16 protein-coding genes and 3 tRNA genes are annotated in these 17,562 nt (G+C 51.9%); 14 read left to right on the top strand and 5 right to left on the bottom strand.

Annotated elements, in window-relative coordinates; all coding sequences use genetic code 11:
- Window positions 1–12: 12 nt before the first annotated feature.
- Entirely contained in the window at window positions 13–1,404 is a 1,392-nt protein-coding gene (cycA, locus tag QMZ65_RS11865) for a D-serine/D-alanine/glycine transporter (protein WP_058959632.1), read from the bottom strand.
- A 284-nt stretch (window positions 1,405–1,688) separates the two neighbouring features.
- Here cycA and QMZ65_RS11860 point away from each other — a divergent pair, with 284 nt between their 5' ends.
- Complete coding sequence (locus QMZ65_RS11860; RefSeq protein ID WP_160832465.1) at window positions 1,689–2,387, top strand: extensin-like domain-containing protein; 699 nt, start codon at window positions 1,689–1,691, stop codon at window positions 2,385–2,387.
- Here QMZ65_RS11860 and QMZ65_RS11855 read toward each other — a convergent pair whose 3' ends face one another.
- Window positions 2,388–3,062 (bottom strand): DUF4396 domain-containing protein, encoded by a 675-nt coding sequence (locus tag QMZ65_RS11855; protein WP_034820313.1) that lies wholly within the window; start codon window positions 3,060–3,062, stop codon window positions 2,388–2,390.
- Window positions 3,063–3,613: 551 nt separating this feature from the next.
- On the opposite strand from QMZ65_RS11855, the gene QMZ65_RS11850 reads away from it, so the two are divergent.
- A complete protein-coding gene (locus tag QMZ65_RS11850; RefSeq protein ID WP_034820310.1) occupies window positions 3,614–4,336 on the top strand; it encodes an autoinducer binding domain-containing protein in 723 nt (240 codons plus the stop codon).
- A gap of 122 nt (window positions 4,337–4,458) precedes the next feature.
- Complete coding sequence (locus tag QMZ65_RS11845; protein WP_283216022.1) at window positions 4,459–5,070, top strand: acyl-homoserine-lactone synthase; 612 nt, start codon at window positions 4,459–4,461, stop codon at window positions 5,068–5,070.
- A 31-nt stretch (window positions 5,071–5,101) separates the two neighbouring features.
- On the opposite strand, the gene QMZ65_RS11840 is transcribed toward QMZ65_RS11845, so the two are convergent.
- Window positions 5,102–5,329, bottom strand: coding sequence for a DUF2594 family protein (locus QMZ65_RS11840; RefSeq protein ID WP_034820303.1), 228 nt, complete (start codon window positions 5,327–5,329; stop codon window positions 5,102–5,104).
- 429 nt (window positions 5,330–5,758) lie between these two features.
- Between QMZ65_RS11840 and uvrY the strand changes: the two genes are divergently transcribed.
- The 6 genes from uvrY to QMZ65_RS11810 all read left to right on the top strand — a co-directional run bounded on the left by uvrY (window position 5,759) and on the right by QMZ65_RS11810 (window position 9,290).
- Window positions 5,759–6,418, top strand: coding sequence for a UvrY/SirA/GacA family response regulator transcription factor (gene uvrY, locus QMZ65_RS11835; RefSeq protein WP_034820300.1), 660 nt, complete (start codon window positions 5,759–5,761; stop codon window positions 6,416–6,418).
- Window positions 6,411–8,243 (top strand): excinuclease ABC subunit UvrC, encoded by a 1,833-nt coding sequence (gene uvrC / locus QMZ65_RS11830; RefSeq protein WP_034820298.1) that lies wholly within the window; start codon window positions 6,411–6,413, stop codon window positions 8,241–8,243. The genes uvrY and uvrC overlap by 8 nt, the downstream gene beginning before the upstream one ends.
- 68 nt (window positions 8,244–8,311) lie before the next feature.
- Window positions 8,312–8,860: a CDP-diacylglycerol--glycerol-3-phosphate 3-phosphatidyltransferase gene (gene pgsA / locus QMZ65_RS11825; protein ID WP_034820295.1), complete on the top strand. Its 549-nt coding sequence runs from the start codon at window positions 8,312–8,314 to the stop codon at window positions 8,858–8,860.
- Between the two features lie 141 nt (window positions 8,861–9,001).
- Window positions 9,002–9,077 (top strand) — tRNA-Gly (locus QMZ65_RS11820).
- 42 nt (window positions 9,078–9,119) lie between these two features.
- A tRNA-Cys gene (locus tag QMZ65_RS11815) sits at window positions 9,120–9,193 on the top strand.
- A gap of 11 nt (window positions 9,194–9,204) precedes the next feature.
- A tRNA-Leu gene (locus tag QMZ65_RS11810) sits at window positions 9,205–9,290 on the top strand.
- Window positions 9,291–9,820: 530 nt separating this feature from the next.
- On the opposite strand, the gene QMZ65_RS11805 is transcribed toward QMZ65_RS11810, so the two are convergent.
- Both QMZ65_RS11805 and QMZ65_RS11800 read right to left on the bottom strand, forming a co-directional pair.
- On the bottom strand, window positions 9,821–11,317 hold the full coding sequence (locus QMZ65_RS11805) for a SulP family inorganic anion transporter (protein ID WP_166931927.1): 1,497 nt from the start codon (window positions 11,315–11,317) through the stop codon (window positions 9,821–9,823).
- A 151-nt stretch (window positions 11,318–11,468) separates the two neighbouring features.
- On the bottom strand, window positions 11,469–11,726 hold the full coding sequence (locus QMZ65_RS11800; protein WP_097119577.1) for a biofilm/acid-resistance regulator YmgB/AriR: 258 nt from the start codon (window positions 11,724–11,726) through the stop codon (window positions 11,469–11,471).
- 486 nt (window positions 11,727–12,212) lie between these two features.
- Here QMZ65_RS11800 and QMZ65_RS11795 point away from each other — a divergent pair, with 486 nt between their 5' ends.
- The 5 genes from QMZ65_RS11795 to QMZ65_RS11775 all read left to right on the top strand — a co-directional run bounded on the left by QMZ65_RS11795 (window position 12,213) and on the right by QMZ65_RS11775 (window position 17,402).
- A complete protein-coding gene (locus QMZ65_RS11795) occupies window positions 12,213–12,644 on the top strand; it encodes a MarR family winged helix-turn-helix transcriptional regulator (protein ID WP_034820286.1) in 432 nt (143 codons plus the stop codon).
- A gap of 2 nt (window positions 12,645–12,646) precedes the next feature.
- Window positions 12,647–14,326 (top strand): MFS transporter, encoded by a 1,680-nt coding sequence (locus QMZ65_RS11790; protein ID WP_160832467.1) that lies wholly within the window; start codon window positions 12,647–12,649, stop codon window positions 14,324–14,326.
- A complete protein-coding gene (locus QMZ65_RS11785; protein WP_097119580.1) occupies window positions 14,323–15,411 on the top strand; it encodes an HlyD family secretion protein in 1,089 nt (362 codons plus the stop codon). Before QMZ65_RS11790 ends, QMZ65_RS11785 begins: the two co-directional genes overlap by 4 nt.
- Window positions 15,408–16,778 (top strand): efflux transporter outer membrane subunit, encoded by a 1,371-nt coding sequence (locus tag QMZ65_RS11780; protein WP_283216021.1) that lies wholly within the window; start codon window positions 15,408–15,410, stop codon window positions 16,776–16,778. Before QMZ65_RS11785 ends, QMZ65_RS11780 begins: the two co-directional genes overlap by 4 nt.
- Before the next feature lie 231 nt (window positions 16,779–17,009).
- Window positions 17,010–17,402 (top strand): hypothetical protein, encoded by a 393-nt coding sequence (locus QMZ65_RS11775; protein ID WP_097119582.1) that lies wholly within the window; start codon window positions 17,010–17,012, stop codon window positions 17,400–17,402.
- The last annotated feature ends 160 nt before the right edge of the window (window positions 17,403–17,562 follow it).

The following is a 17,562-nucleotide window of genomic DNA, read 5'->3' as shown; positions in this document are numbered from 1 at the left end:
TCGGCAGTGCTATCAGGCTTTACGACGACGTAACAACCAGCCCATGGTGAGAATGACGAACCACAGCGGCGTGACCATCAACGCCTGACGAGTATCATCCTGCAAGGTCAGCAAGACAATTACAAAGGCGAAGAACGCCATGCACACCCAGCACATCAGCTTGCCCAGCGGCATCTTGAACTTCGACTCAGCGTGACGTTGCGGATGCTGTTTGCGGTAAGCCAGGTAGCTGCACAGGATGATGGTCCAGACGAACATAAACAGAATCGCCGATACCGTGGTGACCATGGTGAATACCGTCATCACATCGGGGATCAGGTAAATCAGCGCAACGCCGCACAGTAGGCAGAAGCAGGAGAAAAACAGCCCGGTGGTGGGAACCGCGCGTGCCGACAGGCGGCCAAATGCTTTGTGTGCCACGCCTTGTTCTGCCAAACCGTACAACATACGGCTGGTGGAGAAAATGCCACTGTTAGCGGATGATGCAGCAGAAGTCAGCACCACGAAGTTAACGATGCTGGCGGCGGCGGGTAATCCGATCAGCACAAACATCTCAACGAAGGGGCTGCGGTCCGGCATGACCTGATTCCACGGCGTCACCGCCATGATCACCAGCAGTGCCAGAACGTAAAACATAATGATACGCACCGGAATAGCGTTAATCGCACGTGGCAGCACCTTGTGCGGATCTTTGGTTTCCGCTGCGGCCGTGCCGACTAACTCAATGCCGACGAAGGCAAACACTGCAATCTGGAAGCCAGCAAAGAAGCCGCTCAATCCTTTCGGGAACATACCACCGTGATCCCAGATATTGCTCAGGGCTGCCGCGCTGCCGCTGGGCGAAGGATAATGCATGCTCACCAGCACGATGCCAGTCACGATCAGGGCAACAATCGCCACGATTTTAATAATCGCGAACCAGAACTCCATCTCACCAAACAATTTCACCGTCGCAATATTGAGTGCCAGGAACACAAATATACACAGCAGTGCACTCATCCAGATGGAGAAGTCGGGGAACCAGAGTTGGAAATAGGCACTAATGGCCACCACATCGGCAATGCCCGTCACCACCCAACAGAACCAGTAAGTCCAGCCGGTAAAATAGCCCGCCCACGGGCCGAGTAAATCGGCGGCAAAATCGCTGAAGGATTTATATTCGAGATTAGAGAGCAGCAATTCGCCCATTGCGCGCATCACGAAGAACAGCATAAAGCCGATGATCATATAAACGAAAATGATCGAGGGGCCGGCCAGGCTGATAGTTTTACCTGAGCCCATAAACAACCCGGTGCCGATCGCGCCACCGATGGCAATCAGTTGGATATGGCGGTTATGTAGATTACGCTGGAGCTTATCGGGCTGCTCGGCCTCGATAAGCGCCTCTTTGGATTGATCAACCATAAATATATCTTTCCTGTTTTGATGTTGTGTCAGCTCTACTGGCTGTTAGATAACGTGCCGTTTGATAGGGCAAGTGGCATAAGATAGTGGAAAGGTTGCAACTCTCGGTAATTGTTTTTTTACAATTGTGACCTTTTGCGGGGTTTACTCTGTCAGTAAATATTTACATGGCATAATCCACGGTGAATTTGCGTAAATCTTCAGCAATTAAGCCTTTTCTGCGTTATCTCTCCATTTTGCCACCTACACTTACGTCTTCTTTTTATGAGTAAACGTGAGGTGTGATGCGCGCATTATTAGCGATTGCTCTGTTGGCATTATGTGGCTGGTGGAGTTTGCCGTGGCTGAAAACGCATCTGCCGCCACAGTGGAATCCATTTACACCGCTGTCGGTGACTGACCCTCCGGGATGGATGATGCGCTACAAATTGCAGCGCCTGGGTCACGATCCTGCGGCATGTATGGCGGTGATGCATCGAGCCAGTCAGCAGGGATGGGTAGAATTTCGCGCCGTGCCAGCACTGCAAGGTGATTGCCCTATTGAACAACCTTTGCGCGTGAGTGGTTTTGGTGAAGTGAAATTGAGCAGCAGCTTTCTTGCCAGTTGCCCGATGGCGGTGAGTAGCACAATGTTTGTCGTCAACAGCACTCACGCCCTTCAGCAGGCAGGTATCAACAGCCCGATTCGGCGAATCACCCACGTCGGCAGTTACGCCTGTCGAAATATCTATCATCGCCAGCAGGGGCGTTTAAGCGAGCATGCAACAGCAGATGCATGGGATGTGACTGGGTTTCAGCTTGCAGATGGACGCTGGCTGCAGGTGGCAAAAAACTGGCATCAACCTGAGGATGCGGCTGCAGGGCTTCGCGCTTTATGGCACAACGGCTGTGCGACCTTTGGTAATGCGTTAGGACCGGATTACAACGCTGCGCATGCCGGACATTTTCACCTGGGGATGCGCGGCGCCGGATACTGTCGTTAGTCAGACGGCGGGATTAAGCCCTCGTTTTATCAGGAAATGATTAGCGGGCCAGGAGAATAGAAAACCGATGATCATGGCCAGTTGTAACATAAACCAGAAAGCCACCAGCAATGGATTGATTTGTTGGTTGAGAACAAATTTTAGTGCCAGTGCCATAAAGATAAAAATACCTAATTGATAAATCAGCAGGGGAAACGTTTCGGTTTTAAATGCTAATAATAACGCCCGGCCAAATGAACGTTTTTCACGTTGACGGATAGCCAGGAACTGGAAAAATAAACCCACCACCAGAGAAACTATCAAGCAAATAATTGCCTGCATCCAGAGCGTTGGCATAATGGCGAACTGATTTAGCAAGGTGATTATTGGTAGGGTCATTATGTCGCCAAATATACAGGCCGCGGCAGATAATGAGGTGGAAATAAATATTGTTTGCCAGCTGGCATTACTCTGAATTTTTTGTGGAACCAGCAGCGCAAGTTTTACCTGACGTGAAGGTTTACGGCCCAGATACCACCAGGCTAACCATCCGATGAACGGCATATAGAGGCCGGTCAGCGGCCAGATGATATTCATGATTGCCACCGGATGCGGGTGACGGAAAAGATCTTTTAAGATCATCAGCGCTGTACAACCGCCCAGTACAAGGAAAGGTAATGCCAGTTGGTTCATCATAGTCAGCCCCGTTATGATGCTCGAATACGCATGACAATGCGCCAGTATGGGTGAGGGCGCAACGTCTTCCCCTGAAAAGTCCACAGCGTCATCCCCCGCACATCCTCTAAGCGTAGCTGGAAAAGAGGGTGACGGAAATCACGTTATACCGCTCACTACAGAAATCACTGGGATTAAGAATGAACGGAATAGCCGTCGTCCCACAAATACCGCTATTACTCTCAGTAACCGCTTTCAAAGTGAGTGATTTTAGTTAATGACGATGCTAAAAATTTATCAATCTAATGATGATTTTCGATGAATAGGGTGATTGAAACTCCTTCGGAAAAATCCTATTCTAATAAGGAAGGAGGATTAAAGTTGTGAAGCTGTTGGCAAAATGTATCTGTTTTCAGTTCCCCATAATGGTAACGCATTGACAACAGGATGGTTATGATTGTTACCCCGCGGGCTGCTCTCATTTCAATCAATATTTTTTCTCTAGTTAATTTATTTTTTGTGTTAATCAGAACGAATAACAAGTTAAAGCGTGAAACAACGCTGAGGCAATAATGACGACCGATAATTATTTCGTCTGGCGTGGCGAAACTGAAAATGAATTTCAGGCGCTGACGGAAGTGATTCAAGTAAAAACGCTATTACAAAAACACATTGAAGCGATGGGTTTCGATTCATTCGCTTTCCTGGTTCAACATCCCGTGCCTTTTACCCGGCCGCGCGTGTTTTTGTTCAGTACTTACCCGGAAAGCTGGGTTAAGCGCTATGAAAGCGAAAATTATTATGCTGTCGATCCGGTGCTGTTGCTTTGTCAGCGGCCGGGACGAGGCGTGGAATGGACGCGGGATTTATTTACCGGTGCCGGTAATTTATGGGCTGAAGCGAATGCGGCAGGGCTCAACAGCGGCTTTTCTTGTTCGGCAATGGCGCCAAATCGTGCCATTGGTATATTATCTATAGCATCATCGCTTCACAGTCAGACTCAACACTTACGCGTTCAGCTAGAGGTGAAACTGCACCTTCTGGCGGAACTGAGTTTGCGCGTGCTGGAGCGGCTAAATGATAGTTCAATGGCGGTTTTATCTAACGATTTTAGTCAACGCGAACTGGAAATTTTGAAATGGACAGCGGAAGGAAAAACTTCTGCGGAAATTTCACTGATTTTAGCGATTTCAGAACATACGGTGAATTTTCACCAAAAGAATATGCAAAAGCGTTTTAATGTTTCCAATAAAACGCAGATTGCGTGTTATGCGGCGGCAATTGGCCTGATATAGCAAAAAGGCAACTACTAATTTTAGTAGTTCCCACTCTTTAGTCAGTTGTCTACCCTGCGCCGGAACTTTGCCAGGCTGGCGCAAAGAAATCATTGCAAACATGGGGATGTCAGGGGCGCATGATGAAAGTAATTCAAACACAGCTTAAGGATATGCCGTCCTCTCTGTTGGCAGAATTAGGAACGTATCGCTATAGCGTTTTTGCGCGGGGTGAAGGTTGGTCTATCCCGCCGCGCTTAAGTACGCCCGGACAGGAGTATGATCGCTTTGATCGCTCCGATGTCACCTGGATGATCGCCTGGAATGCGCGCCAGGGGATTTGCGGCTGTGCACGTTTGTTGCCCTGGCATGAACCAGAAGTGCCTGAAGGCATGGTGCTGCCGTTCGATCAGGAAAAAGTCTGGGAAATGTCACGCTTTTCAGCACGCCTTGAGGTGGATGCAGAACTGCCACTGACGATTTTGTGGCATGCGGTGCAGTTGGCGGAACTCAACGGTATGGAGTACCTGATCAGCTCAGCAACGCCGATGCTGGAAAAAATGTTTGAGCAGCACCACGTCGTGTACGAACCTTTATCTCCCGGGTTGATTCAATCTGAGGATAATCTGTTTGCCATTCGTATTCCGGTTCATCAACCGGCACTGGCGGACAAGTATCGTGGCACACGCCGGTTTAGTCCGGAAGAGGTGCTGCCGTCACTGGGTGTTTCAGTGAACTGGCAGTCGCACAGTTGACCACCCCGCGCATTGCGCGGGGCTTCACCGCTTACTGACGGTAGGCGGTTTTAATCTGACGAATGGTGTTGCTGAACACTTCCGCCTGCGGCTTATCCGCTAACGCGCTTTGCACATAGCGCTCCATGTTAATGATCACCTTACCGGCATCCGCCTGACCCATCCCTTTCAGAATCAGCGTCACCATCATTTTCAGGCAAGCGACTTCATCGGCCAATGCCTGGGTATCCCGCGATGTTGAAAAGTCTTCATCACTCATCTTTGACTCCTTGGTGGTGTTACTGAATGTAGACACAATATCTGTGTGTAAAAAACAGAGTATATCATATGGTTGAATGAGGAATTTATCCCAGGCGAAGCGGTGGAGATTAAACCTACATTAAATGGATGTTTGCGTTATTAACAGGCAGGAAGAATCAGGCATTGAAATTATTTTTATTAAGCAAAGCTCAGCGGTCAATGAAAAGAGCATAAATTATAACATAATGATATTAGTCACAATTTCACATTTTAATTCTTGCATGCTAAGCGTTTCACTCAAAAGATATCTGGGATTGAGCTCAATTTGATGTGTATCATTTCATTTGAGATTTATCTGCGTAGCCAGATGTTTTTTCCCCGGCAAACCCGGTAAGATGGCCCTCCTGAAATATATTTTTCCCCTCACTAACCTGCGGAGTACGTCCCGTTGATCAGTCTGCTTCTTGTTGATGACCATGAACTGGTACGCGCCGGTATTCGCCGCATACTGGAAGATATGAAGGGATTGGTAATTGCCGGGGAAGTGGCTTGTGGTGAAGACGCGGTGAAATGGTGCCGCAGCAATCCGGTCGACGTGGTGCTGATGGACATGAATATGCCGGGCATCGGCGGTCTGGAGGCCACGCGAAAAATTGTGCGCTTCAATCCTGACATCCGCATTATTATGCTGACCATCCATACCGAAAATCCGCTGCCGGCAAAAGTAATGCAAGCCGGTGCGGCGGGTTATCTGAGCAAAGGTGCGGCCCCGCAGGAAGTGGTGAGTGCGATTCGTTCGGTGCACTCAGGCCAGCGCTATATCGCATCAGATATTGCGCAGCAAATGGCGCTTAGCCAAATCGAGCCGCAAAAAGCCGAATCGCCCTTTAGCTGTTTGTCGGAAAGGGAATTGCAGATTATGCTGATGATCACCCGAGGGCAAAAGGTGACGGAAATTTCCGAGCAGCTTAATCTCAGTCCGAAAACCGTTAACAGTTACCGTTATCGTATGTTCAGTAAGTTGAACATCAGTGGCGACGTAGAGTTAACGCATCTGGCCATTCGACATGGTCTCTATAATGCGGAGCCGTTAATCAGTAGTGAGTGACGTTTTCAATTCCAAAGCCTTTCTAAGCACCGTGACCAGTCAGCCCGGCGTCTACCGCATGTATGACGCGACAGGCACGGTGATCTATGTCGGTAAAGCGAAAGACCTCAAAAAGCGCCTGACCAGTTATTTCCGCACTCAGGTGGGCAGCCGAAAAACCGAAGTCCTGGTCAGTAACATCCAAAACATCGACGTGACGGTGACGCATACCGAAACCGAAGCGTTGCTGCTTGAACACAATTACATCAAGCTCTATCAGCCTCGCTATAATGTGCTGCTGCGTGATGATAAATCCTATCCCTATATATTTCTGAGTGCAGACGCGCATCCGCGACTGGCGATGCATCGTGGTGCCAAACACGCGAAAGGGGAATACTTTGGGCCTTTCCCTAATGGCTATGCGGTGCGTGAAACCCTGGCGCTGTTGCAGAAAGTGTTCCCGATTCGACAGTGTGAAAACAGTGTTTATCGCAACCGCTCTCGCCCCTGTTTGCAATATCAGATTGGCCGTTGCCTTGGGCCGTGTGTAGCGGGTTTGGTCAGCGAAGATGAGTATGCGCAGCAAACCGATTACGTGCGGCTGTTTCTCGCCGGCAAAGATGATCAAGTAATCAACCAACTGGTCAAACGCATGGAAGAGGCCAGCTATGGATTGCGCTTCGAAGAAGCGGCGCGTCTGCGCGATCAGATTCAGGCGGTACGACGCGTCACAGAGAAGCAGTTTGTCTCCAATCAGGGGGATGACCTTGATGTGATGGGGGTGGCATTCGACGCCGGTATGGCTTGTCTGCACGTGCTGTTTATTCGGCAGGGCAAAGTGCTGGGTAGCCGCAGTTATTTCCCGAAAGTGCCTGCTGATACCGATCTCACCGAAGTGGTGCAAACCTTTGTCGGCCAGTTTTATCTGCAGGGGAGCGAAGCACGCACTTTGCCAGCTGATATTCTGCTGGACTTCAGTCTGCCCGAACGTGAGTTGCTGGCCGATTCCTTAAGTGAATTGGCCGGCCGCAAGGTCAATATTCAAAGCAAACCGCGCGGTGATCGGGCACGCTACCTTAAACTGGCGCGCACCAATGCGGCCACCGCTTTGACCACTAAACTGTCTCAGCACTCCACTATTCAGCAGCGACTAGCGGCGCTGGCCGTCTTTCTCGAACTCGACAGCATCAAGCGCATGGAGTGTTTCGACATCAGTCACACCATGGGTGAGCAGACGATAGCTTCGTGTGTGGTCTTTAACCGTGATGGACCGCTGCGTTCGGATTACCGTCGCTATAACATTGAAGGCATCACGCCCGGCGACGATTACGCCGCGATGAACCAGGTATTACGTCGTCGTTATGGTAAAGCGCTGGAGGAGGACAAAATCCCTGATGTGATTATCATCGATGGCGGTAAAGGCCAGCTGGCACAGGCGAAACAGGTGTTCGCAGAGCTGGATGTGCCCTGGGATAAAGATCATCCCATTCTGCTGGGCGTGGCAAAAGGCACTGACCGTAAAGCGGGTCTGGAAACGCTGTTCTTTGAAGCGGAAGGCGAGGGCGTTTCGTTGCCGCCAGACTCGCCTGCACTGCATGTGATTCAACATATTCGTGATGACTCTCACAATCATGCAATTTCGGGGCACCGGAAAAAACGCGCCAAAGTGAAGAACACCAGTGCACTTGAAAGCATTGAAGGGGTAGGGCCAAAACGGCGTCAACAGCTACTTAAGTACATGGGGGGCCTGCAACCCCTGATGAATGCCAGCGTGGATGAGATTGCTAAAGTGCCGGGGATTTCCTTCGCGCTGGCGGAAAAAATCTACTACTCGCTGAAACACTAGCATTGAAACAGGGGGGGCAATGTAGGAACATACGTTAAATTCTACTCACACCAGACAGTTACTGGCATATGCAATTTAACATTCCGACGTGTCTTACCCTGTTTCGAGTTGTACTGATTCCATTCTTTGTGCTGGCATTTTATCTGCCTTTTCAATGGGCACCATTTGCCACTGCATTGATCTTTGTCGTTGCCGCCGTGACTGACTGGTTTGATGGTTTTCTTGCCCGCCGCTGGAAGCAAACTACGCGTTTTGGCGCTTTCCTCGATCCCGTGGCTGACAAAGTGATGGTGGCCATTGCGTTGGTACTGGTCGCCGAGTATTTCCACGCCTGGTGGATTACCTTACCGGCAGCGACCATGATTGCGCGCGAAATTATTATCTCAGCCTTACGTGAGTGGATGGCGGAGATTGGTAAGCGCAGCAGCGTGGCGGTTTCCTGGATTGGCAAAGTGAAAACCACGGCGCAGATGTTCTCCCTGTTCGCCTTGCTGTGGCGTCCAGACGCAACCGTAGTGGGCGTGGGCGTGGTGGCACTGTATATCGCCGCGGTGCTGACCTTCTGGTCAATGTTCCAATATTTAAGCGCCGCACGCGGTGATCTGCTCGATAGCTGATCGATGCGATTTAAAAAGCAGCAAACGGACGCGCTGTGTGGATAATTCTATTGACTCATTGCGTCAGATAAGTAGAATGCATCGCATCGAACGGCAGCGAGTCTGCAAGAAGCTGAATAAAATCAGCGAGTTCGGTGAATTGCGGGAATAGCTCAGTTGGTAGAGCACGACCTTGCCAAGGTCGGGGTCGCGAGTTCGAGTCTCGTTTCCCGCTCCAAATTTAGTCCTCCGTTGTTAACGGATGACACATCAGAATAAAGGCGCGTTGGCAGAGTGGCCATGCAACGGATTGCAAATCCGTCTACCTCGGTTCGACTCCGGGACGCGCCTCCAATTTACACCCTGCCCGGGTGGTGAAATCGGTAGACACAAGGGATTTAAAATCCCTCGGCTTATGGCTGTGCGGGTTCAAGTCCCGCCCCGGGTACCATATTTAGTAGTCGCTAAAACCAAATAAAATCAAAGCAATATGCAGTAATGTCGTGACCGCCCAAGGGCGGTTTTTTTGTGCCTGTAATTCACTTCCGAATACCCATTTCAGTATCAATCCACGATATTAACGGCTCAACGGCTCAACGGCTCAACGGCTCAACGGCTCAACGGCTCAACGGCTCTCGGGCACGATTAACCTTAAGCTTGCGGTTGCCCCACAGGCCCTTTGCTCATCGGCCCGCCCGGAATAGGCTGCTCGGTGGGCACGTTGGGGCGTCCATCTGGCCCAATTGGCCTGTCGGATTGCTGGCAGCCTATTAACGTTGCCAGACAAGTGATAATCATCATCCCAGCGAAAAAATGCTTCATCAATAACGTCCTTTCTTCGGGCAACCCAGCGTTGCCTCCTAAGCGTAGTTGATCTCTCGCTGACTCAAGCACATAAAAAAGCTGTCAGCTCGTTGGAGATGACAGCTCAGAGAATCATCATTCTGGATGAAGTGACTCAGACTCACCTCATTAAAATCATCACCCCAGATTACCGCTCAGGCGATCGCGGAAATCGCTACTGCGGTTATCCAGTCCGATGACGGTGACTGTTGCACCGTGACGTTGATAGCGGTATTCAATGGCATCCAGTGCCGCGACGCTGGATGCATCCCAGATTTGTGCATGCGTCAGGTCAATGGTGACGACTTTCGGATCGTGGCCGTAATCGAAATGTTCGAATAAATCATTGCTGCTGCCAAAGAACAGCGGGCCGCGCACCGTGTAATAGACCTGTTCACCGTCATCGCTTAACTTGCGCTCAGCATGGATAACATGGGCAATACGACGTGCAAACAGCATCATGGCGAGGATGACGCCAATCAATACGCCCAGCGCCAGGTTGCCAGTCCAAACGGTGACCACAACCGTCAGGGCCATCACCGAGGTTTCTGACCACGGCATACGTTTTAGCGTGGCGGGTTGCAGGCTGTGCCAGTTAACAGTTTTCACTGCGACCACCATCATGATGGCCGCGAGGACCACCATAGGAATCTGCGCCATGATCTGACTCAGTCCGGTGACCAGCAGCAACAGCACAATACCTGCCGCAATGGTTGAGATGCGCGTGCGTGCTTTGCCCAGCTCAACGTTAACAATGGTCTGACCGATCATGGCACAGCCAGCGATACCGCCATAAAAACCGGCCAAAATATTACCGACACCCAGTGCCCAGGACTCGCGGCGCTTACCTGAAGGCGTATCGGTAATATCGTCCACCAGTTTGGCGGTGAGCAGAGATTCCATCAAACCCACGAAGGCGATACTCAGCGCGGTAGGCCAGACAATCTGTAACGTCTGTAAATTAAACGGCACCAGCAGCGTGGTAAATCCGGGCAAGCCTGAACTCATTGGCCCTTCATCGCCAACGTTAGGCACGCGATAACCCAGCAACAACGCCACCCCGGTGACGACGACAATGGCGACCAGCGGTGACGGGACGCTTTTCAGGATTTTGGGTAACAGCAGCACAATCGCCAGGGTCACGGCAAACAGCACCCATACCAATCCCGATTGCCCCCAGACGTGGGGAACCTGCGCGAAGAAAATCAGAATGCCCAACGCATTCACAAAGCCCAGCATCACTGAACGCGGAATATAGCGCATCATGCGGGACAGCCCGGCAAGACCAAAAATAATCTGAATGATACCGCCGAGGATTACCGCAGGAAGAATGTATTCAACCCCATGCGCGTGCACCATCGGTCCAATCACCAGTGCCACCGATCCCGCTGCTGCCGTGACCATGGCTGGGCGGCCACCTAAAATCGACAAGGTCAGACACAGCACCACCGAGGCGACAAGGCTCACTTTGGGATCGACACCCGCAATAACAGAAAAGGAGATCACTTCCGGGATCAGTGCCAGTGCGGTAATCACTCCCGCCAGACACTCACGGGTAAGCAGCGCAGGCGAGCGTAAAACGCTGCCCACGGTAATATCGTTCGCCGCAGGGGCGTGTTCTGTAGATCGGCTCATAAATGTGCAGGCTCTTTTATTATTTTGCGCATACCGTCACGGCATGGCAGCAACCAGTTGGACACTAAACGCGGATGATGTTAGCGGGCATTGAGGGATGAAGCTAGCGGGAGAGCGAAGAAGAGAGTGAGTCCGTCCCTGGAATCCGGTATTACACCGAGAGATCGTCAGGCGTTTTGTTAACCACCAGTTCGAGAAGATGACGATAAATATCCAGTTGGATCACATCATTTTCCATCTCAAGGCGATTAATCAGCGAAGCGATGATGGCTTTATTGGTGACCGGCATGCCGGCTTGCAGGATTTCAGCGATGATCTGCCCGAAAACTTCCATCTCGGTGCTGTCGCTGTTACCGGCGAGTTTAAAGTAGTCAGCGATAGCGTCACTGCTGGTGGCGGCGTTTTGCATGTATGAAGCCCTTCAGATCGGTCTGATGGCAACCTGGCCTTCAGTTCCATGATGAAAAAACTTACGCGCGGACAGGCGCGTAAGACCCAAACTCATCAACCAACGCAAAAAAGACACCTCTGAAGGTGGAAATCCAAAAACACCTTCAGAGGCGACGCAAAGTGCATCATTCGTTACGGAGCCAGTCGCTGGCTCACGGGAAATAAACTTATACAATGAACCCTAACTTGTACAATGATATTTTTGAGGGATTTGTGCTTATTATTATTTATCAGTGATTTAAATAATTTGATTTATGCGAAACTTATACAAAATAGCTGTACAGGGATAGGCTTTGTGGCAGGCCGTATCTATTTGAGAACTGAGTGGAAGGGCAGAGGCGCGCGAACTACAGTGCTAATTTAAGCAAACTTTTCATCAGGCTGACACTTTGTTTATAATAACGCACTTGTTTAGTTAGGTCTCTAATCATTAGGCTACTACGTTTTGAGTGACTATCCGCAACCTTTTTCGCGTTTATTACATCTTACGGCACATGCATGGCGGCTGGCAGTCGATCGTCGCCTTAAAGAGAGTGGCTTAAGTATGAGCAGCTGGATGGCCATCGCGACAGTGGCCACGGCCACGGAGCCGCCGACCCAGAAAGCGCTGGCCCAACTGTTGGGATTAGAAGAAGCGAGCGTGGTGCCACTGGTAGATCGACTGGTAAAACAGCAGTTACTGGCGCGCGTGCAGCCGAAAGAGGATCGCCGTAAACGCCTGCTGGTGTTGACCGAGCAGGGCAGCGTCGCATTTGCTGAAGTGAAAACCCAGGCAGACAGCTTGCGCGCACAGTTGCTGGCAGACATCGATCCTGAAGCGCTGGCAGTGACCGAGAAGGTTTTGCAACAGCTGCTGGCTCGACTGGGAAGTATCTAATCGTGGCAAAACGCAATCCTTATGCACAACGTGAATGGCTGCCTCATGAAAAACCGATGCTGCCGGGTTCACCTTCCACCCCAATCCACTCGCCCTCAAAGCGCGTGGCGTTTGGCATTATTGGACTGCTGATCTCCATCACCGGCGCGCTCAGTAATGCGCTGGTGACGGCCAATCTCACCAATCTTCAGGGCACCTTTGGCGCTTACAGCAATGAGATTGCCTGGCTGCCGGCTGTCTACGTGATGGGCAACATTTCCATCAACCTGCTGCTGGTTAAATTTCGTCAGCAGTTTGGCCTGCGGCTGTTTACCGAAGCTTTTCTCGTGCTTTACGTCATCGTGGCGTTCTTCCATATCCTGGCCAACGATCTCAGTTCCGCCATTATTGTGCGCACCGCTCACGGGATGGTGGGCGCGGCGCTAAGCTCCCTTGGTATCTATTACCAAATTCAGGCCTGGCCGGCGAAACACCGACTCAAAGCCCTGGTGATCGGCATCACCGCATCGCAGTTGGCGATCCCGCTCGCCCGTTTGTTCTCTACCGAATTGCTCCAGCTGGAAGAGTGGCGCGGTCTTTATCTGTTTGAGTTAGGGCTGGCGATGATAGCGCTCGGTTGTGTTTTGGTGGTGAAGTTGCCGCCGGGCGATCGTATCAAGACCTTTGAAAAGATGGATTTTGTCACCTTTATCCTGCTGGCACCCGGCATGGCACTGCTGTGCGGCGTGCTATCGCTGGGCCGCATCGAGTGGTGGTTTACCACGCCGTGGTTGGGTATTTCATTAGCCCTTTCGTTGGTGCTGATTGTTGCGGCAGTGGTGGTGGAACATAACCGCACGAATCCGCTGATTAACACCCGATGGCTGAGTAACGGCATGATTGTGCGATTGGGCATTGTGATGATCATGATGCGCATTGTGTTGGCCGAGCAAAACACCGGCGCGGTGGGCTTCCTGCAACAGCTTGGGCTGCTGAATGACCAGATGCGTGGCCTGGCTTTAGCGATTATCGCTGGGGTGATTTTTGGCATGATCGCCAGTGCATTGACCATCAAACCGACGCATCTCAGTTGGCCCATCGTCACCTCGCTGGTGGTGATGATCATCGCCTCGTACATGGATGCACAATCCAGCCCAGTGACACGCGGCAACAATTTGTATGTCAGTCAGTTTTTACTCGGCTTTAGCAGCGCGTTCTTCCTCGCGCCCGCGATGCTGTTAGGGATTGGCGGTGTGGTGACGCAGCCGAAAAATCTGGTGAGTTTTGTGGTGCTGTTTGGCATGAGCCAAAATCTGGGCGGGCTGATTGGCTCGGCTATACTCGGCACCTTCCAGACGTGGCGGGAGAAGTACCACTCCAGCCTGCTGGGCGATCAGCTGTCACAGCTTGATCCCAATGTCATCGAGCGCCTCAGCCAATACAGTTCACTGTTTAGCAGCCAGTTGCCCGACAACGTTCTGCTCAGCGCGCAGAGCAGCAGCCAGCTACAAGCTGTGGCCACACTCCAGGCTAACGTGCTGGCCTACAACGACACCTATTTATTGACTGCCGCGATGGCGCTGATCACCCTGATGTGGGTGCTGTGGCGATTGACGCGGCTGCGTTATATCAACTGGCGTCAGGCACGCCATAATTTGACGGAACAGCGTCAGCAAGCTTCAAACCCGACGGAGAATTCATGAGCCAACAGGACGATATTCAGGCTGCGGAGCGCGAACGCGCCAACCGCCGACGCATTCTTTCCATCGCTTTCGGCAGCGGCATCGTGATCGTTGGCGTATTGGTGATTTTATACGCCTGGCAGCTGTGGCCGTTTACCAGCACGATTCAGTCAACGGAGAACGCCTATGTGCGCGGGCAGGTCACCTTTATCAGCCCGCAGGTCAGCGGCTATCTGACCGACGTGAATGTGGTGGATTTACAACCGGTCACCAAAGGGCAGTTACTGATGACCATTGACGATCGTATCTATCGCCAGCGCGTGCATCAGGCGCAAGCGCAGCTGGATATGAAAATCGCTGCGCAAAACAATAACCAACAGCAACGCCGCAGTGCGGAAGCCAATATTCTCAGCAATAAAGCTGCGCTGGAGAATGCCAAAGCCCAGGCGCTGAAAAGCAGCCTTGACCTGAAGCGTGTAGAAAATCTGGCGGCCGATGGGTCGCTCTCCGTGCGTGAACGTGACGCGGCGCGTGCCGCTAACGCGCAGGCGCAAGCGCAACTTCGCCAGGCAGATGCGCAGGTTGCGGTATCGCAGCAGAGTTTACAAACGGTCATAGTGAATCGCGGTTCCCTGGAAGGCGATGTCGCCAGCGCTAAAGCCGCACTGGAACTGGCCAATATCGATTTGGCCAACACGCGCATCATTGCGCCGGATAGCGGACAACTGGGTCAATTGTCGGTGCGTAAAGGCACTTATGTTACGGCAGGCACACGCCTGACCTCAGTGGTGCCGGACAACAAGTGGGTGATCGCCAATCTGAAAGAAACACAGCTGGCACGTGTGCGTCCAGGATTACCCGTGACGATTCGGGTTGATGCACTGGACGGCAAGCGTTTTGACGGCCGGGTTGAATTTATTTCCCCCGCCGCCGGTTCGGAATTCAGTGCCATTTCACCGGACAATGCCACCGGTAACTTTGTGAAGATCGCACAGCGTATTCCGGTACGTATTCAAATCCTCGGCGATACTGAAGAATTGCGTCCCGGCATGTCGGTTGAAGTCAATATTGATACTGCAGCAGAGCCGCACAAGGATGCGCCATGAAGCGGTTAATTCTCGCCTCGCTGATGACGTTGATGGTTAGCGGCTGCGCGACAGAGGTGGAAAAGGCCCCATCATCCTTACCGATCCCGGACAGTTGGCGCCAGCAGGTTGGCCCATCGGCAGCACCCGAAGCACAGTGGTGGCAACGCTTTGGCGACGATAATCTTAACCGCTTAGTGAACCAGGCGTTGCAACATAACAGCGATATCCTGATTGCCCGTTCACGGGTCGATCAGTACCGCGCGCAATTGCGTGCTGCGCAGGGGGATAATTTCCCCACGCTATCCGCCGGGGTTGCCGCCACACACCAGCGCGCATTGTCGGCAGTAACCGGGCAACCGTATGAGAATGCCGTCTTCCAGGGACTGCTGCAGGCAAACTATGACGTGGACCTCTGGGGCAGTCGCAGCAACAGCATTCTTGCTTCGCAAGCGTCTCTGGATGCCCAGCGTGCTGCAGCTTCCGCGGCTGAATTAACGGTGGCCAGTTCGGTGGCCTCCGGTTACCTCAGTTTGTGCGCGCTGGACGAACAATTGCGTGTCACCGAAGCGACGCTGGCCACGCGTGAAAACTCGTTAAATCTGGCGCAGCGCCAGTTTGAAACCGGCTATACCTCACGACTGGAGTGGATGCAGGCGGCATCGGAATATCAGACCGCCAAAGCGCAGGTGCCGCAGTTACAGCATCAAATCGAACAACAAGAGAATGCACTCAGCGTGCTGGTGGGCATGAATCCGCGCGAGATTGCCCGTACCCGCAACTTCGACCATATCAAACCGCAGACGCTGCCGGCGTTGTTGCCGTCTCAGCTGCTCAACCGCCGCCCGGATATCGTGCAGGCACAGCGTCAGTTGATTGCCGCGGATGCCTCGCTGGCTTCGGCGCAGGCCGATTTATTGCCTTCACTTAATCTGACGGCGACCGGCACGCTGCAAAGTTTTCAACTGCATCAGTTACTCGAGAATCCCTTCCGCCTGTGGAGCATTGGCGGCAGCATTCTCGCACCGCTATTAAACCGCGAAGCACTGACGGCGCAGGTGGATGTGGCGATGGCCGCACGTAACCAGGCGCTTTATGGCTATGAGAAAGTGGTACGCGGTGCCTTTTCGGATGTGGATAACGCGTTGGATGCCATTCGCCGCAGTGAGGAACAGCTGACGGAATTGCAGAAGCAAGAAGGCTATGTGACAGAAGCATATCGCATCGCACGTAATCGTTATCAGAACGGTTATGCCTCTTATCTGGATGAACTGGACGCGCAGCGCACCTTGTTTAACACTCAGCTCAATATTGTCTCAGTGAAAAACACTCTGTTGCTCGCACAAATCGATCTTTACCGATCGCTCGGCGGCGGCTGGCAGGGCTAAACATCATGCCACAAGCCGGTTTTGTGGCAGATTTTACGCTGTAAACCCGGCAATTTCTGCTTTTGCCATGAAATGAGGCGCTGCTTAAGTCATTCGTGCTTTTTTTTACTTGTCTTTACATATAGTGGTATTATTCGCGCGCTTTACAAAGTCTGAACGGATCAGTGCAAGTTCAATTACGCACACGGTCGCCATTAGTGGTGATTGGCTACGACAGGGGAAAAAAAGGAAATGATGAATAAAAAAGCGGCGCTTGCCTTAATCGTGACAGCGGCATTAATGACGGGTTGCGCACCGCGCACCGCGCCCATTCAGAACGTGAGCCAGACCGTTGGGCAGAGCTACACGGATAGTCAAATGCAGCGCGCCATTGTTGAAGCCGGTGCGGCCAACCACTGGGTGATTTCCCCGGCAGGCCCAGGCGTGATGAACGGTAAGCTGTCCGAGCGCGGTCATACGGCCGACATTCGCATCACTTATGCTGCAAACAGCTACCGCATTGATTACGTGAGCAGTACCAATCTGAAAGCGGGCAGTGGCCAGATCCATCGTAACTACAACCGCTGGATTCAGAATCTGAACCAGGGTATTCAGACGCGTCTTGCGGTTCAGGCCGTAAAATAAGCGCCATGCGTGATCGCTGACATAATGTTTTAAAGAAAGCGCTAACGCTGCCGAAAGAGAAAACAGGCGGGCCACGTGCCCGCCTTGTTAATCGGCGACATTCGCATGAGACGGATGACGGACTCGAACGCAAGCAGGGAAGGGATGCCGCACAGCGAAA

The sequence above is a fragment of the Pantoea sp. EABMAA-21 genome (assembly GCF_030053335.1).
GTDB classification, from domain to species: domain Bacteria; phylum Pseudomonadota; class Gammaproteobacteria; order Enterobacterales; family Enterobacteriaceae; genus Pantoea; species Pantoea communis.
The sequence above is the reverse complement of the archived record's forward strand: the minus strand, read 5'-3'. Positions and strand labels throughout refer to the sequence as shown.